The sequence below is a fragment of the Gordonia amarae NBRC 15530 genome, from assembly GCF_000241345.1.
Taxonomy (GTDB): domain Bacteria; phylum Actinomycetota; class Actinomycetes; order Mycobacteriales; family Mycobacteriaceae; genus Gordonia; species Gordonia amarae.
In genome coordinates this window covers 59,316-77,964 of sequence record NZ_BAED01000009.1, presented here as the reverse complement: position 1 = coordinate 77,964, position 18,649 = coordinate 59,316, and the positions used below count along the sequence as shown (strand labels likewise).

Below are 18,649 nucleotides of genomic sequence, written 5' to 3'. Positions count from 1 at the left end.
CTCGGTGGGGATCACCGAAGCGGCCTCGCGCGACTACCGCGACAAGCTGAACGCCGCGGCCCGGGCCCGGCGTGGCCCGTCGGGCCGGGTTCTGGTGCTGCCGGGCATCTTCTTCACTGTCGGCAGCACCGAGGACGAGGTGGCGCGACTGCTCGACGAGGCGGAGAACGCGCTCGACAACACGACGGTGCTGCGCCGGTTCGCCCACAGGTTCAACCTCGACCCCGGCGGACTCGATCTGGACGGACCGGTCCCGTCTGAGGTGAGCGCCCACGACGGGTCCCGCTCGATCGGCTTCGCGCAGGGCGGTGTCGATCTCGCCGCGGCCGAACCCGGTCTCACGTTGCGCAGGTTCATCGCGCTCGGTGGTGGCGGGCATCGCCGGGTGTTCGGCACTCCGGAATCGATCACAGACGATCTCGTCGGCTGGACGGACCGGGGTGCCGCCGACGGATACACGGTGTTCGTGGAGTCGTTACCGCAGTTCGCCGAGCACATCGTGCCGCACCTGTGGAAACGTGGCGTGCATCGCCGCGAGTACAGCGGCACCACCCTGCGCGACAATCTGGCCCAGCACGACGGCTGATGTTTGTGACAGGCCGGGCATTCGTGGTGACGGCGCTGTCGTGCGTCTGGGCTAACCTCGACGGCGTGGCAGAGGACAACACGACCCCGGATGATGCCGATGTGATCGAACCCGTGGCGACCGGCGCGGGCCGCGCGGACACGGCCACCCATGAGCGGTGGTCGCAGCTGGCCGACGAGATCCGCGACCACCAGTTCCGGTACTACGTGCGGGACTCGCCGATCATCAGCGACGGCGAGTTCGACACCCTGCTGCGGGAGCTGCAGGAGCTGGAGGACCGCTACCCCGAACTGGCGGTGGCCGATTCGCCCACCAAACTGGTGGGTGGGGGATTCTCCACCGCATTCACGCCGGTCGATCACCTCGAACGGATGATGTCGCTGGACAACGTCTTCGACTACGACGAGATGACCGGGTGGGTGCAGAAGGTCGACGACGACGCCGGGGCGGCCGTCGAGTTCCTGTGCGAGCTGAAGATCGACGGGGTCGCGCTCAGCCTCGTGTACGAGAACGGGAACCTGGTCCGGGGAGTGACGCGCGGCGACGGTCGCACCGGTGAGGACGTCACCCTCAACGCCCGCACCATCGAGGACATCCCGGCCAAGCTCACCGGCACCGACGAGTACCCGATCCCGAACCTGTTAGAGGTGCGCGGCGAGGTGTTCTTCCGGCTGGAGGACTTCGCCAACCTCAACGCCTCCCTCATCGAGGACGGCAAGGCGCCGTTCGCCAACCCCCGCAACTCGGCGGCCGGCTCGCTGCGGCAGAAGAACCCGCAGGTCACCGCACGTCGCCGGCTGCGGATGATCTGCCACGGCATCGGCAAGGTGGAGGGCTGGCGGCCCGACTCTCTGCACCACGCGTACCTGGCGCTCGGGGCGTGGGGCCTGCCGGTGTCCACGCACACCGCGAAGGCGACCTCCGGTGCGCAGGTGCTGGACAAGATCAGCTACTGGGGCGAACATCGCCACGACGTCGAGCACGAGATCGACGGCATCGTCGTCAAGGTCGACGACTTCGCCGTCCAGCGGCGTCTCGGAGCCACCTCCCGCGCCCCGCGCTGGGCGATCGCCTACAAGTATCCGCCCGAGGAGGTCACCACCAAGCTGCTCGGAATCGAGGTGGGGGTGGGCCGAACCGGGCGCGTCACCCCGTACGCGGTGCTCGAACCGGTGCCGGTCGCCGGTTCCACCGTCGCCCGCGCCACCCTGCACAATCAGTCGGAGGTGAAACGCAAAGGCGTCAAGATCGGCGACACCGTCACCATTCGCAAGGCCGGCGACGTGATCCCCGAGGTGCTCGGACCGGTCGTCGACCTGCGGGAGGGCACCGAAACCGACTTCGTGATGCCGGTGACATGCCCCGAATGCGGTGCCGGACTGCGTCCCGAGAAGGAGGGCGACGCCGACATCCGTTGCCCCAACAGCGAGTCTTGCCCGGCGCAGCTGCGTGAACGTCTGTTCTTCCTCGCCGGCCGTGGCTCCTTCGACATCGAGGCCCTGGGTTACAAAGCGGCACAGGCACTTCTGGAAGCCGGAGTGATCCACAACGAGGGTGACCTGTTCTCCCTCACCGCCGACGACCTGCTCAAGGTGCCGTTGTTCACCAATCAGAAGGGGGAGTTGTCGGCCAATGGGCAGTGGCTGATCACCAATCTGGACAAGGCCAAGCAGGTGCCGTTGTGGCGGGTGCTGGTGGCCCTGTCGATCCGCCACGTCGGACCGTCGGCGGCACGTTCGCTGGCAACGCATTTCGGTTCACTGCAGGCCGTCGAGGATGCTTCCGTCGACGATCTGGCTCAGGTCGACGGACTTGGCGCGACCCTGGCGCAGAGCATCGTCGACTGGTTCGCCGTCGACTGGCACCGGACGATCGTCGAGAAGTGGCGTACGGCAGGTGTTTCCATGGCCGATGAACGCGACGAAACCATCGCCCGCACCCTGGAGGGCAAGACGATCGTCGTCACCGGCTCATTGCAGGACTTCTCCCGTGACGGAGCCAAGGAGGCCATCCTGTCCCGCGGCGGCAAGGCATCGGGGTCGGTGTCGAAGAAGACCGACTATGTGGTGGTAGGGGATTCACCGGGTTCCAAGGCTGCCAAGGCCGAACAACTCGGCGTACCGATCCTCGACGAGGACGCCTTCAAAATCCTGCTCGACACCGGTGCCGCACCGGGCGAGGCAGAGGCAGACGCGGAGGCCGACGCAGACCCGAATCCAGGTGCCACCCAGGAGTAGCACCTGGATTCCGGGATCACGTCCCGCGTGATGACGCAGTCGCGAGCAAGCACGCCGACAGCAGCACCATGATCGGGTACTCCCAGATCAGTTGATCGGACAGCCAGTACGTCATCAGCGTGAACACCGAACCGCCGGCCACGAGACGGGTCAGCACCGCCGACCACTGTGAATCGGCAAGTGCCGCGATGATGACAGCAATGAACCCGACGCCGAGCCCCATTTCGAGTGCGGGCATGGCATATCCGAACAGACCGGCGTTCGGTCCGAGGATGTGCGCACAGAACTCCTGGAAGAATCCCGGCACCCGGGAATTCTGTGCGGCTCCATCGGCGACGAGATGAATGTCGGCGGCACCGAACCCGGCGTGGTACTTGATCGCGCTCTCCCGGATCCACAACACCCCGAGCGTGAGTCCGACAACCCCCGTCAGGACGGTCGCACCACGGCGCCGCCGGGATGCTGTTCGCGACGGGCTCAGGACCGGTGGGGTCACGGTAGTCATTCCGGTCAGCTCAGCATCGCGGCGCCGAACACCACTTTGGCTTTGTCACAGTGGATGACGACGTTGTGGTACATGCTCGTGTCGATGCCGTCGAGGGAGAAGGACTGCGACATCGCGTTCAGGTCGATGGCACTGATCTGCTTGCCGGCCATGACCGCCGCCTCGTCGGTGCCGTTGGTCAGGTACACGTGCAGATCGGGGCCCTCGTCGGTCCGGAAGCCGGACAGCATGAGCTTGCCGTCGGCGACGGTGGCCGAACCACTGACGTTCTTGCCGCCCATGCCGGTGAACGTGCCCTTCATCGACGCCATCATCGGAGCTGACGTGGGGGCCATGGACATCGATGCGGTGGGTGTGGATTCGGTGTCGGAATCGCCGCAGGCGCTCAGGGTCAGGGCGGCGGCCACGATTCCCGCGCCGACGATTCCGGAAAAGATCTTGGTATGCACGATGGTCACCTTTTCGGTTGAGGGAAATGTTGAGGTAGCGGCAATCGGCTACGGACACGAACGTAACCGCGCGCAGCCTCGGCGGGACCAAACATTTCAGCAGCGTAAGAAGTCGCCGCCCGGGCCATGGCGGCGACTATCGTCGGCAGGGTGAATGCGACGGTGATGATCGTGGAGGACGACGCCGCGGTGCGGACCGCTGTCGGCGACTACCTGCGCGCGGCGGGCTACACGGTGACCGCCGTCGCCGACGGCGGCCGGGCCCGGGATGAGCTCGCCGGACAGACTCCTGACGTGGTGGTTCTCGACCGGATGCTGCCGATCGTGGGCGGCGACGTGTTGTGCGGGGAGATCCGGAAGAACTCCCCGCAGGTCATGGTGATCATGCTGACCGCGCTCGATTCGGTGGCCCAGCGCATCAGCGGTCTCGAACGCGGCGCCGACGACTATCTGGTGAAACCGTTCTCGATGCGGGAACTGCAACTACGAATCGAAACCCTGCTGCGCCGCGGACAGAAAAGTCCTCTGGTGCCGATGGAAATCGGACCCTTCCGGATCGACCCCGCCCGGCGGATCGCATTCCTGAACAATGCGACGATTCCGCTCACCACCCGCGAGTACGAATTGTTGCTTTTCTTCGCCCGGCATCCCGAGGAGGTGTTCACCCGCGACGACATCCTCCGCGAGGTCTGGGGATGGACGTTCGGCGAGGCTTCGACGGTGACGGTACATGTGCGGCGGTTGCGCGAGAAGATCGAACCCGAGCCGCGTTATCCGCGGTACCTGCTCACCGAGTGGGGTGCGGGGTACCGATTCACCGTCGCCGGCGGGGCCGGCAGGGCAAGCGGGGCCGGCAGAGCCGGAGGGAGCGCCCGATGATGTTGCACGCCTGGGACATCGCCCAGATCGTCGCGATCGCCGCGGGATGCACGGTCCTGGTGACCGCGGCCTGCATCGGACTGATCCGGTACAACGCACATGGCTCGATAACCTCCCAGATCTGGCTGATGGCGATCGCCTCGCCACTGTCGGTGGTCGCCTCGGTGACGGTGATCGCCGTCCAGATGTACGTCTCGCAGCACGACTTTCAGGTGCTGCTCTGGGTTCTCGGGGTGTCGGCGGCGATGAGCGCGCTCGCTGCCACCGTCGTCGGCCGCACAGCGCGGTCCTCGATGATGACGCTGCGCGACTCCGTGCGCCGGATCGGTGACGGCGACGTCATCGGCACCGACGGTGCGGGGTGGAAGGAATTCGCCGAGGTATCTGCGCAATTGTCGGATACGTCGCGGCGACTTGCCGCAGCCCGCAAGGAGATCGAAGAACTCGACGCGTCGCGGCGCCAGTTCTTCGCCTGGATATCCCACGATCTGCGTACACCGCTGACGGGCCTGCAGGCCATGGCGGAAGTTCTGGAGGATGGTGTGGCCGGTGATCCTGGCGACTACATTCGTCGTATCCGTCTGCAGGTGGGCACGATGACCCGCCTCGTCGACGACCTTTTCGAACTGTCCCGGCTCACTGAAGGGGGTTTGCGGTTGCGCTGCGAACCGCTCGAACTGGTGGATGTGGTTTCGGACGCGGTCTCCGACGTGCGAGTCGCCGCAGCCGAACGCGGCATGCGCATCACCCATTCGGGGGTTGCGGGGATCACGGTCTGGGCGGACCCGCACGAATTGACCCGTGTCGTGGTGAACCTGCTCACCAATAGCATCAAGTACGCACCGGGCGGAACCGAGATCCTGATCTCGGCGCACGCCGACGACGGTACCGGCCGCACCGTGGTCAGCGTCACCGACCAAGGGCCGGGTGTTCCTGACGCCGATCTGCCCAACATCTTCGAGGTGGGCTGGCGGGCCGACGCCGCCCGCACTCCGTCGACCGCCGGGCAGGCACCGGAGATCGGTTCGTCGTCGGCGGGACTCGGGCTGGCCATCGTGCGTGGCATCGTTGAGGCGCACGGCGGCGACGTCCGCGCCGAGAACGTCACCGGCGGCTTCCGGCTGGACCTGTCGCTGCCGGCCGGCAACCCGTCACCGTGACGGGTATCGACCGTTCAGAGGGATGACCGCAGTACGGTGCTCACGATGCCGGCGAGATAGCCGAGCCGGGCCACCTCGGACGGCCGGAAGTCGGGGCCGCCGATCCGGCCCAGCAGGATCGCCTTGTCGCCGCGGCCCAACGGTGCTGCGGCCATCCGGGTGTCCATGTCCTTCCAGGCCTCCGGCACCCAGTCGCCGTCGGAATCGAGTTGTCTGGACGCCGACAGCGGCAGCCAGTCGACCTCCTCCAGCGGGGTCTCCGGTGCACCGGCGGAGCCGAACAATTGCATGACGCCGCTGGCGCCCTCGGTGATCACCGTCGCCCACGACACCCGCAGCACCCGGGGTGTGTTGTCGACGAGAACCTGCAGCTTGTCGTCGGCGGTGGCGACCTGATCGATCAGTTCCAGCTCCCGATGGGTGTCGAGCACGCCCGAGTAGGGGCGGATCGAGTCGACCCGGACCCCCTTCACCTTTTCCGCCGCGGTGATCAGACTGTCGGGCAGACCGCCCGGCGCCACCTCGACGACCAGGTCGTCGACGGCGAATCCGTCGCCGCGTTCGACGACCTCGAGGGAGAGGATGTCGGCCCCGACGGAACCGAGCTGGACCGCGAGCAGTCCGAGACTGCCCGGACGATCCTGCAGAGAGACGCGCAGCAGATACGACACGCGCACATTGTCGCACCGGGTGCATGCGGGTGTGCGACGAGTGGTGTCCGGCACAGGCGAACCGGTCTGGTATGACCGCCAAGGTCGTTATCCGGGCAAGCAAGGCCGGCCACGGCTCATGACCGGTGTTCGCCTAGGCTGGTCAGGGAATTGTGTCCCCGGTGAGAAAGGACGGCTCGGTGGCAGCAGAACCGCAGTCGATATCGCGTGCGGAGGTCGAGCATCTCGCGCGCCTGTCGCGGCTGGCGTTGACCGACGACGAACTCGACCAGTACGCGGCCCAGCTCGACTCGATCCTGGCCCACGTGGCGCAGGTGTCCGAGGTCGCCGCCGACGACGTACCGCCCACCGCGCACCCCGCGCAGCTGGCCAATGTGCTGCGCGCCGACGCGGTGGTGCCGGGCCTGACCACCGACGAGGCGCTCTCGGGTGCGCCGGCCGTCGAACAGGACCGGTTCGCCGTTCCGCAGATCCTGGGAGAAGAGCAGTGAGCACTGACACGCGTGCCGCCGGTGAGATCACCGGTCTGACCGCGGCCGAGCTGGCCGGCAAGATCGCCGCCCGCGAGCTGTCGTCGGTGGAGGTCACCCAGGCCCACCTCGACCGCATCGCCGCGATCGACGACAAGCTCGGTGCCTTCCTGCATGTCAGCGGTGCGGAGGCACTGGTGGCCGCCAAGGCCGCCGACGACGCCATCGCCGCCGGTGCGGCACCGTCGGCGCTGGCCGGTGTGCCGCTCGCGCTCAAGGACGTGTTCACCACCACCGACGCACCCACGACCTGCGGTTCGAAGATCCTCGAGGGCTGGGTACCGCCGTACGACGCCACGGTCACCGCCCGGCTGCGCGCCGCGGGCATCCCGATCCTGGGCAAGACCAACATGGACGAGTTCGCGATGGGCTCGTCCACCGAGAACTCCGCCTACCAGGTCACCCGCAACCCGTGGGATACCGACCGCATCCCCGGTGGTTCCGGTGGCGGCAGCGCGGCGGCACTCGCGTCGTATCAGGCGCCGCTGGCCATCGGCACCGACACCGGCGGCTCGATCCGCCAGCCCGCCGCCGTCACCGCGACCGTCGGCGTCAAACCCACCTACGGCACCGTCTCCCGGTACGGCCTCGTCGCGTGCGCGTCGTCGCTGGACCAGGGTGGCCCGTGCGCCCGGACCGTCCTGGACACCGCGCTGCTGCACGAGGTCATCGCCGGACACGATCCGCGCGACTCCACCTCCATCGACGCCCCGGTGCCCGACGTCGTGGCCGCCGCGAAGGCAGGTGCCCAGGGCGACCTGACCGGGGTGAAGATCGGCGTCGTCAAGGAACTGCAGGGTGAGGGCTACCAGAGCGGCGTGCTCGATTCGTTCGCCGCGGCCGTCAAGGTGCTCACCGACCGCGGCGCCGAGGTGATCGAGGTGTCCTGCCCCAAGTTCACCTACGCACTCGGTGCCTACTACCTGATCCTGCCGTCGGAGGTGTCGAGCAACCTCGCCCGCTTCGACGCGATGCGGTACGGCCTGCGCGTCGGCGACGACGGCTCGCACAGCGCCGAGGAGGTCATGGCACTCACGCGTGATGCCGGGTTCGGCCCGGAGGTCAAGCGCCGCATCATGATCGGCACCTACGCGCTGTCATCGGGCTACTACGACGCCTACTACGGCCAGGCCCAGAAGGTACGCACGCTCATCGCCCGCGACTTCGCGGCCGCGTTCGAGCAGGTGGACGTGCTGATCTCGCCCACCACGCCCACCACGGCGTTCAAGCTCGGCGAGAAGGTCGACGACCCGCTCGCGATGTACCTGTTCGACCTGTGCACCCTGCCCGTGAACCTCGCCGGCGTGGGTGCGATGTCGGTGCCGTCCGGCGTGTCGGCCGACGACGGGCTGCCGGTGGGTCTGCAGATCATGGCGCCCGCGCTCGCCGACGACCGGCTGTACCGGGTGGGTGCGGCGTACGAGGCCGCGCGCGGCCCGATCGGCTGACTTCCGCGCCACGATCGACGCACGAACGCCCCGCGAGCCTCTCGGTTCGCGGGGCGTTCGTGATGTGGTGCGCCGGCGGGCGGCTCGTCAGGAGCCGGGAGTGAAGTTCTCCGCGGCGGAGTCGCACACCACCCAGTTGCCGTCTTCCTTGGTGAAGTACAGCGCCGTGGTCCGGCCATCCGACGGGAACGTCAGTTCGGCCTTCGCGTTGTCACCGGAGACCTCGGTCTTCTTCACGTCGAACTTCTCGGGTTCGGCGGCACTGTTGTCACCCTCACCCGAAGTAGGGGTGGCGGTGTCCTCGGTGCCGATGCGTTCGGCCTCCGCCTTGCACATGACCTTGGTCATCCCGGCGGTGTCCTGGGTCGCGACCGCCTTGGCGAACTCCGAGCTCACCCGCTTGATGGCCTCGTCGTCGCTCTCACCGCGGTTGAGGAACCAGAACACGCCGCCGCCGATGAGGGCGAGCAACACGATCACCCCGAGCGCGATGAGTCCGACCTTGAGACCTTTCTTGCTCTTGGCCGGTTTCGCGGGGGAATCGGGCTGCCCCTGGAACGGCTGCGTACCCGAGCCGGGCTGGCCGTACGTCCCGTAGGGTGCCTGCCCACCGGTGGACGGCTGCTGGTAGGGCTGTGCCGGGAAACCCTGCGAATCCGGGCCGGGCTGCCTGTACGGCTGCTGGGATCCGAATGGCGCTGTTCCGGACGGCGTGGCTCCGGATGCGGGCACACCGTAGGGCTGCTGGCTGTAGGCCTGCTGGGGAACGGGCTGCTGTGCGCCGGGCTGTTCGGGCATCCCGAACGTCGGCTGACCGACCATCGTCCGGTCGTAGTTGCCCGCCGGGTCGTACTGGGCTCCGGGAACCGGGGCAGCCGGAACGGGATTCTGCGGATTCGACGAGTACCCGCCCGAGCCCGGAGCCGCCGGTGGGACCGGTGCCTGCAGATACGGATTCTGTGGATAAGAATTCTGGGGATACGGACTCGGTGAGACCGGGTTTTGTGGCACCGGATTTTGGGGCGACGAGATCGTGGTGGTCTCGTTGTCCACCGGATCGTTCGACCACTGGGCACCGGGCAGCGGTCCGCTCGACGGCTGGACATCCGGTGCCTGGGCATCCGGCTCCGGTCCGCCCGACTGCTGCTCGGCAGCCGGGGCGTCCGGCGTCGGCAGAGCTTCGGGTGCGGCCGGTGGCTCCGGGGCGGCAGGGCTCTTCTGAGCTGTCGGGGTATCCGCGACCTGCTGAGGTTCCGGGGCTTCGTGTCCGGCCTGCTCGTCGCCGGGCTGCTGGGGTCCTTCGGGTGGCTGCGTCATAGTCTCTCCGCACCCGCTGCTCGGGCGATGGTCGTCACTTCTTCTCGCTCGCGATCAGTTGGGCGATCAGGGTCTTGAGCCTCTGCTCGACGGTGTTCTGCAGGTCGATCTGCTTGTCAAACCAGGTTTCATCGGTGCCGGTCACGGCCGCCACGCTGCCGGATGTCTTCGACAGTGCCGCATTCCGCGAGAGCCACTGCAGATTGAGTGGCGCGCGCGAGACGTAGTACATCGACTCCGGGCTGAGCTTGGTGAAACCCTCGATCGAGAGCAGTCGCGACAGCGGTACCACCCGGTCGACGGTCACCGCGGCCTTGCCGTCGGTGCCCTTGACAATGGTGCGGCCGCTCTTGGACGGGTAGGCCGGATCACGCTCGCCTTCGGACGGCTTCGCCGCGCTCTGCAGCCGCATGGCGTCCGTATCGGTGATGGGACTGTCGCCGAGTGCGTCGTACAGCGGCTGCAATTCGGTGGCAACCGCCACCACGGTGGTCGACCGCGTGGGCTTCGACAGCGCCGGAGGCGTGTAGCCGGCTGGGATCTTGGCCGCGGCATCCTTGATCTTCGCGATCATGGTGGCCTCGGGATCGGGCAGCTCCTGACCGTCTTTCAGCGATTTGATCGCATCACGGCAGTTGTTGTAGTTGTCGCGGGCGGTCTTCATCTCCGAGTTGAGCCGGGCCGCACGTGCGTTGTACGCGTCGAACTGAGCCTGCTGGGTGGGCAGTGTGAACGTACGCGGTTGCGCGTTGTGCGACTTGATCTGACGCTGGATGTCCATGGCGTACTGCCATTGCGTGTCGCACGGCTGTGCGGCAGTCGCCGGTGCGGCCACGACAGCGCCGGAAACGACGACCCCGAGACCGATCCCTGCAACCGCAACACGTGCGCGGAGCGTTTTACGTGGTGAGAGGGAAGGCACGCCTGCGATGCTATATGTCTGGCGGGCATGCACCAACGCGGCGAGGCGGATTGTTATCAGTCAGTACTGGTCATCGGACCGAATTGTCGTTTGTCCGGTCGACCGTCCGGCCGATCCACAGGCCCTGTTCGGTGCCGTACCGGTGCCCCGTGCCCTTCGGTCCGTCGAGCGATCCGGCCAGGTCGACGGTGGTCTGCAGGAACGAGACCACCGGCAGCCACGGTGGCCGCGACAACCGGACACCGGTCCTGATCGTCCCCTCGGCGTCGGCCGCGGGACGCCACAGCAACGCCGGCGACCAGCGCGCGACGGGATCGGACCGGTTGGCGATGATCGTGCGCGGTGTGTCGCTGCGGCGGGCCACGGATCCGTCGGGAGGCCCGGCCAGTACCGTGCCGGCGACCACGCCCGGTGCGTGGGTCCGCGCCCACTCGCGGGCATCGTCGGCGCCGATGGCGCCCAGGCTCTGCCCGTACAGATACACGGGTGGCAGCTCGTCGCGTGGCACCGTGGTGATCAGAGCACGCAGAAGTGCGGTGGCGCTGCGGCCGGCTCCGTCTCGATCGCCTGCGAACACCCGCCACGACGGCGCGTCCGCGTATTGCAACGCCAGCACCGTCACCCGTGAACCCCAGCGCATCCGCACGCCCTCGACGGCATCCGGATCGACCCAGCCCGACCCTGTCGGTACCGCGATCACGATGGGAGCGTCCCTATCGGTACGGGCGTCCCTCCAGCGTTCGGCCAGAGTCTGGGCGCGCCGCTCGATTGTGCTCACGTACTCACCCTGCGGCAGTGCGCTGTAGAGCACCTGGTCGTCGGTGCGGTCCGGGGTGTCCGCGGCACCGGCGGCCGGCAGATAGCCACAGGCCAGCGCGGTGACCATCGCCGCGGCGACCGCGGTCACGCGCGGGCACCAGATGACGGCCGCGGCCAGTGCGAGCGCGGGCCCGGCCACCACGGCCGCCCATTGCCAGGCGAACAGGGCACCCGCCGGCTCGGTACCGGCCGCCGCGGCCAGTTGATCGCGCAGTAGCGCCTGCCAGTACCCGCTGCCGATCACGGCCACCACCGACACCGCCGCGGCGGCGGCGACCACGACCCTGCCGGTGCGGTCCGGCGACGAATCGTTGTCCTGCCGGATGCGGCGCCGGGTCGCGAACGCCGCCGGCACCGTCGCCACAACACACAACACGGCGGTCACCACAGCGGCGACGACAGGCGAGCGCGGCAACGTGGATGGATAGGAGGCGATGAGGATCGCGGCGGCCCCCGCGACCGGGAGCGCGGGATGGGGAGCCGGGAGCCGGGGAATGCTCATCGCAGTGCCCCGATCAGCTCGCGCGCGGGTGCGGTCCACAGACTCGCCACAGTGCCGGCCAGCGACGTCCCGATCGACAGTATCGATTCCGATCTCGTCGGTGGCCCGAAGTGCTGACGCCACGAGTTCAGGCCCAACCCGGCCCGAGCGGTCTCGGCCGCGGCATGGCAGGCGGGGGCGGTGCACGAGGCATGCATCTGCCGGACCAGGGTCTGGTCGAGCGTGCGCCGCGCCCAGCCCCCGAGCGGCCGCCCCGAGCGATCGGCGTACCGCAGCAGGTCGTAGCCGAAATCATGTGCGCGGCAGAATGGTTCAAAACGATCGGGCAGGTCGATGGAAGACGAGCACGAGCCGGTGGGGTTGATCGTCAGTCCGCCGGACACCGTCGGGTGATAGCCCATCACCGCGGCGAATTCGGCGGGGACCACGGCCGCGGCCCGGTCGGGATGGTCTCCGGTGAGCACCAGGATCGTTTGTGCGGCCGGGGATTCACCTGAACGAACCGGATTTCCGAGTGCGCTGGTGCGGCCGGCTCCCGTGAAGAGCCCGAGTACGGCGGCCAGCCCCACCAGCAGGGTGAGGGCCGCGACCGTGGCCCACGGCGAAGCCGGTTGGTCGCCGACGGGTGCCAGGGGCGCGGTCGGGCCCGATTCGGTGGGCTCGTTCATCTCGGAAAGTCGGTGAATAACCATGTGGCCCAAGCTATGAACCTGCGACACCGGCCCACATCGGGCGAATGAGGGGCCTTCCCGTCACCCGCGCGGACCGCCCGGACCCGGACCGTCCCTCTCGCGACGGGCCGCAATCTCACCCAAAAGTATGAGGACTGACGAGACCGGCGCCGATAGCCTCGGGCACATACCCGGCGGCGACCACACGCTCAGCCGGTGAGGTGAGGAATGGAACAACATGCAGGACAAGGTTCGCGACGGCCTCCGGTCGGTGGGCACCGCACTCGCCCGCGAGGTGTCCGATCATCCGGCGATCCGGGACCCCTTTGTGCGGCACTACTTCTCGTCCAAGGGCAACTGGTTCTTCCTGCTGGTCGCGCTCATCATGTTCGCCGTGGCCTGGCCGACGCTGCCGCTGACCCACGACCTGCCGGCCTACATGCTGCCCATCGTCTCCGCGTTCGCGGCGCTGCCGGTGGCGCTGGCCTGGTCGGCTCCTATCGTCGGGTGGGCGGTGTCGGTGGTGTCGGCGTATCTGATCGCACTCACCGTGCCCACGACCAACGGGTGGTACTGGGACATCCAGGTCGTTCACATCATCGCGCTGCTCGTGCTGACGTTCTTCGCGTTCACGCGCGGACCACTCGTCAGGCTGCCGCTCGTCTGGTTGTGCACCGTCGCGATCTTCGTACTCACCGCGCCCGACGACGGCAAGGTCGGCTGGGCGGTGGGCCTGACGTTCCTGGCCGTCGTGACCGCCCTGATCCGCGGACTCCTGCGGGTCAGCACCAAACTGCGGGCCAGCACCGAGGAGACCGAGCTCGCCGAATCCCAGAAGGCGGTACTCGAAGAACGCGCCCGCATCGCGCGTGACCTGCACGACGTTGTCGCGCATCGGATGTCGGTGGTGGTGGTGATGGCACAGACCGCCCGCTACCGGCTCGGCGACGTCAGCGACGAGGCAGCCGCCGAATTCGACGCGATCGCGGACGCGGCGCGCGCCTCCCTCGACGAGGTGCGGCAGATGCTCGGTGTGCTGCGCCTCGACGACGGCGCGGGATCCTATGCGGCCGCACCCAATCCGGGCCTCGGCGATATCGCGGAACTGGTGGCTCAGACGAGCCGCACCGGCGTCGACGTCCTCGTCGACGACACCGCCGACCGAGATGCCGTCGGCGAGGCTTCGGCACTGGTCATCTACCGGATCGTGCAGGAGTCGCTGGCCAATGCCACCCGGCACGCCCCCGGGGCGGCGATCAGCGTGCGGCTGAGTCCGGCCCGTGGTGACGCGACCGACGTGGTGATCACCAACGGGCCCGCACGCGGCGCACCACTGCAACTGGACGGGCAGGGGACCGGGCTGGCCGGGATGGCCGAGCGGGCCGGCATCGTCGGTGGCAGTGTGAGCACCGGGCCGCGCGTCGACGGCGGTTTCGAGGTCCGGGCCCACATCCCCGACGGACCGCGGGCAACGCTGAGCGCCGGAACCGGCACGATCGACGGGTAGCGACCGATTACGCTCGAGAGCGTGCCAGCCTCACCACGACCGGCGTCACCGTCGCCACGTCCGGGTCCGGTCACCGTCGTCGTCGTCGACGACCAGGCGATGGTCCGGCAGGGATTCTCGGCGCTGCTCGCCGCCCAGCCCGACATCTCGGTGCTCGGCGACGCCTCCGACGGGGTCGAGGCGGTGGAGGTGTGTGTGCGGCTGCGTCCCGATGTCGTGCTCATGGACGTGCGGATGCCGCGCCGCGACGGCCTGTGGGCGGCGCAACAGGTCATCGGCAGTGGTGCCGGCACCAAGGTCCTGATGCTGACCACCTTCGACATCGACGACTACGTGTACGAGGCGCTGCGCATCGGCGCGTCCGGGTTCATGCTCAAGGACGCACCCGCCGACGAACTGGTACGGGCGGTGCGGGTGGTGGCGGCGGGGGAGGCGCTGCTGGCGCCGTCGATCACCCGGCGGCTCATCGAGGAGGTCACCGCGCGCCGGTCGCGATCGCCGCGGTCGTCGGCGGTGAGTGCCCTCACACCCCGCGAACGTGAGGTGCTGGAGCTGGTCTCCGACGGCAAGTCCAATGCCGAGATCGCCGCCGCGCTGTTCGTGTCCGAGCAGACCGTGAAAACCCATGTGAGCAGCATGCTGACCAAACTGTCGCTGCGGGACCGGGCGCAGGCGGTCGTGTTCGCCTACGAGAACGGCCTCAAGTAGGGCGCCCGGACGCGATCTCGGCGAACCCGGCGGGAGCGCGTCAAGTGTCCTAGATTGGTGGTCGTTGTGGGCACCACTGACGCCGACTTGAGGACACCGACGGGGATATCCCCAGAAGAAGGGCGGGCAGGCGATGGGCAAGCGGTTCGGCATTCTCACCTCCGGCGGCGACTGCCCCGGCCTCAACGCGGTGATCCGGGGTGCCGTCCTCAAGGGTGAAACCGTCTACGGCCACACCTTCGTCGGCTTCCGCGACGGCTGGCGTGGCCTGGTCTACGGCGATGTCATGGAACTGGACCGCTCCACGGTGCGCGGCCTGTCCAACCAGGGCGGCACCATCCTGGGCACCAGCCGCTTCGGCCCGTACACCGAACCCGACGGCGGGCCGGAGAACATCAAGAACGTGCTCGCCGACCTGGACCTCGCCGGGGTGATCGCGATCGGTGGCGACGGCACCGCCACCGCGGCCAACCGGTTGTTCAACGACGGCATCAACATCGTCGGCGTCCCCAAGACGATCGACAACGACATCGACGCCACCGACTACACGTTCGGGTTCAACACGGCCGTCGAGATCGCCACCGAGGCCATCGACCGGCTGCGCACCACCGGCAACTCGCACCGGCGTTGCATGGTGCTGGAGGTGATGGGCCGCCACGCCGGCTGGATCGCCCTGCATTCGGGGATCGCCGGCGGCGCCCACGCGATCCTGATCCCTGAGCAGCCCGAGAGCCTGAATCAGATCTGCGCGTGGGTCACCAGCGTCAAGAACCGTGGCCGTGCCCCGATGGTGGTGGTCGCCGAAGGATTCACCCTCCCCGACATGAAGGAGGCGCATGCGGTGAAGGGGCTGGACGGATTCAATCGGCCCCGCCTGGGCGGCATCGGTGAGGTGCTGGCTCCGCTGATCGAGGATCGCACCGGAATCGAAACGCGCGCAACGGTTCTCGGGCACATTCAGCGCGGCGGTGTGCCGAGCGCCTGGGACCGGGTGCTCGCCACCCGCATGGGCATGGCCGTCGCCGATCTCGTCGCCGACAGCGCGTGGGGGCACCTGGTGGCGCTGCACGGCACCGAGATCGCCCGCATCACCTTCGACGAGGCGCTCGGCAAGCTCAAACAGGTTCCGCAGGACCAGTATCAGGAAGCCCGCGTCATTTTCGGCTGACTCCCGCTCTCACGCCGAGGCGCGGGGGATCACCACCCACAGGACCAGATAGACCAGGAACTGCGGGCCGGGCAGCAGGATCGACAGCGCGAACGCGAGGCGGACCAGGTTCGGGTCCCAGCCGAAGTATTCGCCGAGACCGCCGCACACACCGCCGATCCACCGGTCCTGCCGTGAACGCAGGAGACGCCGGGATTCGGGTGACGGCGATCCGTACGGCCGGGGTGGATACTGCTGGGGTGCGCCGGCTACGGCGGGGTAGGGCTGCTCCGGGCCCTGTCCGAACGATTCCGGGGTGTAGCTCGCGCTGCCGGCGCCCAGGTTCGGGGGGATATACCCGGCGAAGGTGGTCGGCCGGCCTAATTCGGGGAATACCTCCGCCGGGTCGGGGATCCGCGTCGGCTCGCCGGGCTGCTGTGTGGCGGTCGCCTGTGCGCCGAGCTGCTGTGCGGGGGTCGGCCCGGGGCCGGCCGTCGGTCCGGTGTCCACGGCATCGCCGGCCGGCGCAGAGGTGTGCTCCGGCAGCGTGTCGCCGGCAGGGCCGGGGGTGGACTTGTTCAGTTCGGGTGCGCTCATCGCTGCGTCCTTTCGTCCTCATCCACGCTATGGATGGCAACGGCACCCGGCATCGGGGTACGCCCTGATCTTGTCCCGGACTTCGGCCCGCACCGGTGCGCCGGGACAGCTCCGCATAAACTGTCGGTCATGACTTCGGCTACGACTGAACTTCTCGACTACGACCAGGTCATCGCGGATTTCGATCCGGTGATGGGCCTGGAGGTCCACGTCGAACTCGGCACCGAGACCAAGATGTTCTGCGGCTGCCCCACGGCGTTCGGTGCCGAACCCAACACCCAGGTGTGCCCGGTGTGTCTCGGTTTCCCGGGTTCGCTGCCCGTCGCCAACGGCAAGGCCATCGAGTCGGCCATCCGCATCGGCCTGGCGCTGAACTGCTCGATCCGGCCGTCGAGCCTGTTCGCGCGCAAGAACTACTTCTATCCCGATCAGCCGAAGAACTACCAGATCTCCCAGTACGACGACCCGATCGCCTACGACGGTCATCTCGACGTGGTGCTGCCCGACGGCACCCCGTGGCGGGTGGACATCGAACGCGCACACATGGAGGAGGACACCGGTAAGTCGCTGCACATCGGCGGTGCCACCGGCCGCATCCACGGCGCGAGCCACTCACTGCTCGACTACAACCGGGCCGGTGTGCCGCTGGTGGAGATCGTGACCAAGCCGATCGTCGGCGCCGGCGAGCGCGCGCCCGAGGTGGCGCGCGCGTACGTGACCGCGCTGCGTGACCTGCTCAAGGCGCTCGGTGTCTCCGATGTCCGCATGGACCAGGGCTCCATGCGTTGCGATGTGAACCTGTCGCTGATGGCCAAGGATGCCGCCGAGTTCGGCACCCGCACCGAGACCAAGAACGTCAACTCCCTCAAGAGCGTCGAAGTCGCCGTCCGGTACGAGATGAGCAGGCAGGGCGCCATCCTCACCGACGGCGGTGAGATCGTGCAGGAGACCCGGCACTTCCACGAAACCGACGGCACCACCTCCGCCGGCCGTCGCAAGGAGACCGCCGAGGACTACCGGTACTTCCCCGAACCCGATCTGCCGCCGGTGCAGCCGGCCGCCGAATGGGTGGAGGAACTGCGCGGCACCCTGCCCGAGCTCCCGTGGGTGCGGCGCGCCCGCATCCAGGAGGAGTGGGGTGTCTCCGACGAGGTGATGCGCGACCTGGTGAACGTGGGTGCGGTCGATCTGATCATCGCCACCACCGACGCCGGCGCCAAGGCCGACGCCGCCCGCAGCTGGTGGGTGTCGTTCCTGGCGCAGCAGGCCAACGCCCGCGGCACCGAGCTCGCCGACCTGCCGATCACCCCCGCCCAGGTCGCCACCATCATCGGCCTCGTCGACGAGGGCAAACTCACCACCAAACTCGGTCAGCAGGTCGCGGTCGCCGTTCTCGACGGCGAGGGTGAACCGGAGCAGATCGTCGCCGACCGCGGCCTTGAGGTGGTGCGCGACGATTCGGCGCTGCAGAAGGCCGTCGACGACGCCCTGGCCGCCAACCCCGACATCGTCGAGAAGATCAAGGGCGGCAAGGTGAAGGCCGCCGGCAAGATCGTCGGCGACGTCATGAAGGCCACCCGCGGCCAGGCCGACGCCGCCCGCGTCCAGGAGTTGGTCCTGGCCGCAGTGAATGCCGGGTAGCCGGCACCGCCGGCCGACCCGGTGTGAAGATTGCGTATAAATCCGTTGACCAGACGTATGAGTGTCGTTAAGAGCGGTGCCTGAACCCGCAAATGGTCCGCATGCTGTGAAGATCGGCCCGGGCTCGATGGAGTAGTCCCGGGGTGTCTTCAGGAGTGGGCGTGACGGATTTGTGGTTCGTGCTGGCAATTCTGGGCGGGTTTGTGATCTGCCTGCTTGTCTTGCGGGGAGTCGGCGCGGGGGTCCGCCGGTGACCGCGGCCGGCACCACCAACGTGGTGTTGGTGGTCATCGCAGTCGCCGTGGCGGTGTATCTACTCGCAGCCCTGATCTTTCCCGAAAGGTTCTAGGGCA

Annotated in this window: 18 protein-coding genes and 1 pseudogene; 11 read left to right on the top strand and 8 right to left on the bottom strand. The window is 68.1% G+C overall.

Translation table 11 applies throughout. The annotated features are described in order from the left end of the window. Together GOAMR_RS02930 and ligA are read left to right on the top strand one after the other, a co-directional pair. A pseudogene (locus tag GOAMR_RS02930) lies at positions 1–586 on the top strand (NtaA/DmoA family FMN-dependent monooxygenase); the annotation flags it as partial. Then, positions 586–2,823, top strand: a complete 2,238-nt coding sequence (gene ligA, locus GOAMR_RS02925; RefSeq protein ID WP_005182583.1) for an NAD-dependent DNA ligase LigA — start codon at positions 586–588, stop codon at positions 2,821–2,823. The pseudogene GOAMR_RS02930 and the gene ligA, both read left to right, overlap by 1 nt. A 16-nt stretch (positions 2,824–2,839) precedes the next feature. Here ligA and GOAMR_RS02920 read toward each other — a convergent pair whose 3' ends face one another. Further along, positions 2,840–3,328 carry a hypothetical protein gene (locus tag GOAMR_RS02920; protein WP_138943565.1) on the bottom strand — a complete coding sequence of 163 codons (489 nt, stop codon included), beginning with the start codon at positions 3,326–3,328 and terminating at the stop codon, positions 2,840–2,842. Positions 3,329–3,333: 5 nt separating this feature from the next. Beyond that, positions 3,334–3,777, bottom strand: coding sequence for a DM13 domain-containing protein (locus tag GOAMR_RS24660; RefSeq protein WP_244427234.1), 444 nt, complete (start codon positions 3,775–3,777; stop codon positions 3,334–3,336). 126 nt (positions 3,778–3,903) lie between these two features. Here GOAMR_RS24660 and GOAMR_RS02910 point away from each other — a divergent pair, with 126 nt between their 5' ends. Then, entirely contained in the window at positions 3,904–4,656 is a 753-nt protein-coding gene (locus tag GOAMR_RS02910) for a response regulator transcription factor (RefSeq protein WP_005182575.1), read from the top strand. Further along, complete coding sequence (locus tag GOAMR_RS02905; protein WP_005182574.1) at positions 4,653–5,816, top strand: sensor histidine kinase; 1,164 nt, start codon at positions 4,653–4,655, stop codon at positions 5,814–5,816. Before GOAMR_RS02910 ends, GOAMR_RS02905 begins: the two co-directional genes overlap by 4 nt. Before the next feature lie 14 nt (positions 5,817–5,830). Here the strand turns inward: GOAMR_RS02905 and GOAMR_RS02900 are convergent, their stop codons facing one another. After that, positions 5,831–6,487, bottom strand: a complete 657-nt coding sequence (locus tag GOAMR_RS02900; protein WP_005182572.1) for an ACT domain-containing protein — start codon at positions 6,485–6,487, stop codon at positions 5,831–5,833. Between the two features lie 179 nt (positions 6,488–6,666). On the opposite strand from GOAMR_RS02900, the gene gatC reads away from it, so the two are divergent. Further along, positions 6,667–6,978 (top strand): Asp-tRNA(Asn)/Glu-tRNA(Gln) amidotransferase subunit GatC, encoded by a 312-nt coding sequence (gatC, locus tag GOAMR_RS02895; RefSeq protein ID WP_005182563.1) that lies wholly within the window; start codon positions 6,667–6,669, stop codon positions 6,976–6,978. Further along, positions 6,975–8,465, top strand: coding sequence for an Asp-tRNA(Asn)/Glu-tRNA(Gln) amidotransferase subunit GatA (gene gatA, locus GOAMR_RS02890; RefSeq protein WP_005182561.1), 1,491 nt, complete (start codon positions 6,975–6,977; stop codon positions 8,463–8,465). Before gatC ends, gatA begins: the two co-directional genes overlap by 4 nt. Before the next feature lie 87 nt (positions 8,466–8,552). On the opposite strand, the gene GOAMR_RS02885 is transcribed toward gatA, so the two are convergent. The 4 genes from GOAMR_RS02885 to GOAMR_RS02870 all read right to left on the bottom strand — a co-directional run bounded on the left by GOAMR_RS02885 (position 8,553) and on the right by GOAMR_RS02870 (position 12,693). Further along, on the bottom strand, positions 8,553–9,782 hold the full coding sequence (locus tag GOAMR_RS02885; protein WP_005182559.1) for an Rv0361 family membrane protein: 1,230 nt from the start codon (positions 9,780–9,782) through the stop codon (positions 8,553–8,555). 34 nt (positions 9,783–9,816) lie between these two features. Further along, positions 9,817–10,617 carry a hypothetical protein gene (locus tag GOAMR_RS02880; protein ID WP_005182557.1) on the bottom strand — a complete coding sequence of 267 codons (801 nt, stop codon included), beginning with the start codon at positions 10,615–10,617 and terminating at the stop codon, positions 9,817–9,819. Between the two features lie 157 nt (positions 10,618–10,774). After that, positions 10,775–12,025, bottom strand: coding sequence for an alpha/beta-hydrolase family protein (locus GOAMR_RS02875; RefSeq protein ID WP_005182554.1), 1,251 nt, complete (start codon positions 12,023–12,025; stop codon positions 10,775–10,777). Then, on the bottom strand, positions 12,022–12,693 hold the full coding sequence (locus tag GOAMR_RS02870) for a hypothetical protein (protein ID WP_138943564.1): 672 nt from the start codon (positions 12,691–12,693) through the stop codon (positions 12,022–12,024). The genes GOAMR_RS02875 and GOAMR_RS02870 overlap by 4 nt, the downstream gene beginning before the upstream one ends. A gap of 241 nt (positions 12,694–12,934) precedes the next feature. On the opposite strand from GOAMR_RS02870, the gene GOAMR_RS02865 reads away from it, so the two are divergent. The 3 genes from GOAMR_RS02865 to GOAMR_RS02855 all read left to right on the top strand — a co-directional run bounded on the left by GOAMR_RS02865 (position 12,935) and on the right by GOAMR_RS02855 (position 16,079). Next, positions 12,935–14,203 carry a sensor histidine kinase gene (locus GOAMR_RS02865; protein ID WP_005182551.1) on the top strand — a complete coding sequence of 423 codons (1,269 nt, stop codon included), beginning with the start codon at positions 12,935–12,937 and terminating at the stop codon, positions 14,201–14,203. Between the two features lie 99 nt (positions 14,204–14,302). Beyond that, the gene (locus GOAMR_RS02860; protein ID WP_005182548.1) at positions 14,303–14,911 is read left to right on the top strand and encodes a LuxR C-terminal-related transcriptional regulator; all 609 of its coding nucleotides are present in this window, start codon (positions 14,303–14,305) and stop codon (positions 14,909–14,911) included. Positions 14,912–15,044: 133 nt separating this feature from the next. After that, a complete protein-coding gene (locus tag GOAMR_RS02855) occupies positions 15,045–16,079 on the top strand; it encodes an ATP-dependent 6-phosphofructokinase (protein ID WP_005182546.1) in 1,035 nt (344 codons plus the stop codon). A gap of 9 nt (positions 16,080–16,088) precedes the next feature. Here GOAMR_RS02855 and GOAMR_RS25855 read toward each other — a convergent pair whose 3' ends face one another. Continuing rightward, positions 16,089–16,655 carry a PspC domain-containing protein gene (locus tag GOAMR_RS25855; protein ID WP_005182545.1) on the bottom strand — a complete coding sequence of 189 codons (567 nt, stop codon included), beginning with the start codon at positions 16,653–16,655 and terminating at the stop codon, positions 16,089–16,091. 129 nt (positions 16,656–16,784) lie between these two features. Here GOAMR_RS25855 and gatB point away from each other — a divergent pair, with 129 nt between their 5' ends. Both gatB and kdpF read left to right on the top strand, forming a co-directional pair. Further along, positions 16,785–18,296, top strand: coding sequence for an Asp-tRNA(Asn)/Glu-tRNA(Gln) amidotransferase subunit GatB (gene gatB, locus GOAMR_RS02845; protein ID WP_005182543.1), 1,512 nt, complete (start codon positions 16,785–16,787; stop codon positions 18,294–18,296). A gap of 250 nt (positions 18,297–18,546) precedes the next feature. Next, entirely contained in the window at positions 18,547–18,645 is a 99-nt protein-coding gene (gene kdpF, locus GOAMR_RS24650) for a K(+)-transporting ATPase subunit F (RefSeq protein ID WP_138943563.1), read from the top strand. Positions 18,646–18,649: the final 4 nt, after the last annotated feature.

Excerpts from the sequence above, each read along its gene's own strand:
- GOAMR_RS02870 (WP_138943564.1), bottom strand. The coding sequence starts at position 12,693 with ATGAACGAGCCCACCGAATCGGGCCCGACCGCGCCCCTGGCACCCGTC.
- GOAMR_RS02910 (WP_005182575.1), top strand. The coding sequence starts at position 3,904 with ATGGCGGCGACTATCGTCGGCAGGGTGAATGCGACGGTGATGATCGTG.
- GOAMR_RS02905 (WP_005182574.1), top strand. The coding sequence starts at position 4,653 with ATGATGTTGCACGCCTGGGACATCGCCCAGATCGTCGCGATCGCCGCG.
- GOAMR_RS02860 (WP_005182548.1), top strand. The coding sequence starts at position 14,303 with ATGGTCCGGCAGGGATTCTCGGCGCTGCTCGCCGCCCAGCCCGACATC.
- GOAMR_RS02875 (WP_005182554.1), bottom strand. The coding sequence starts at position 12,025 with ATGAGCATTCCCCGGCTCCCGGCTCCCCATCCCGCGCTCCCGGTCGCG.
- GOAMR_RS02885 (WP_005182559.1), bottom strand. The coding sequence starts at position 9,782 with ATGACGCAGCCACCCGAAGGACCCCAGCAGCCCGGCGACGAGCAGGCC.
- GOAMR_RS02855 (WP_005182546.1), top strand. The coding sequence starts at position 15,045 with ATGGGCAAGCGGTTCGGCATTCTCACCTCCGGCGGCGACTGCCCCGGC.
- GOAMR_RS02920 (WP_138943565.1), bottom strand. The coding sequence starts at position 3,328 with ATGACTACCGTGACCCCACCGGTCCTGAGCCCGTCGCGAACAGCATCC.
- gatB (WP_005182543.1), top strand. The coding sequence starts at position 16,785 with ATGACTTCGGCTACGACTGAACTTCTCGACTACGACCAGGTCATCGCG.
- ligA (WP_005182583.1), top strand. The coding sequence starts at position 586 with ATGTTTGTGACAGGCCGGGCATTCGTGGTGACGGCGCTGTCGTGCGTC.
- GOAMR_RS25855 (WP_005182545.1), bottom strand. The coding sequence starts at position 16,655 with ATGAGCGCACCCGAACTGAACAAGTCCACCCCCGGCCCTGCCGGCGAC.
- GOAMR_RS02865 (WP_005182551.1), top strand. The coding sequence starts at position 12,935 with ATGCAGGACAAGGTTCGCGACGGCCTCCGGTCGGTGGGCACCGCACTC.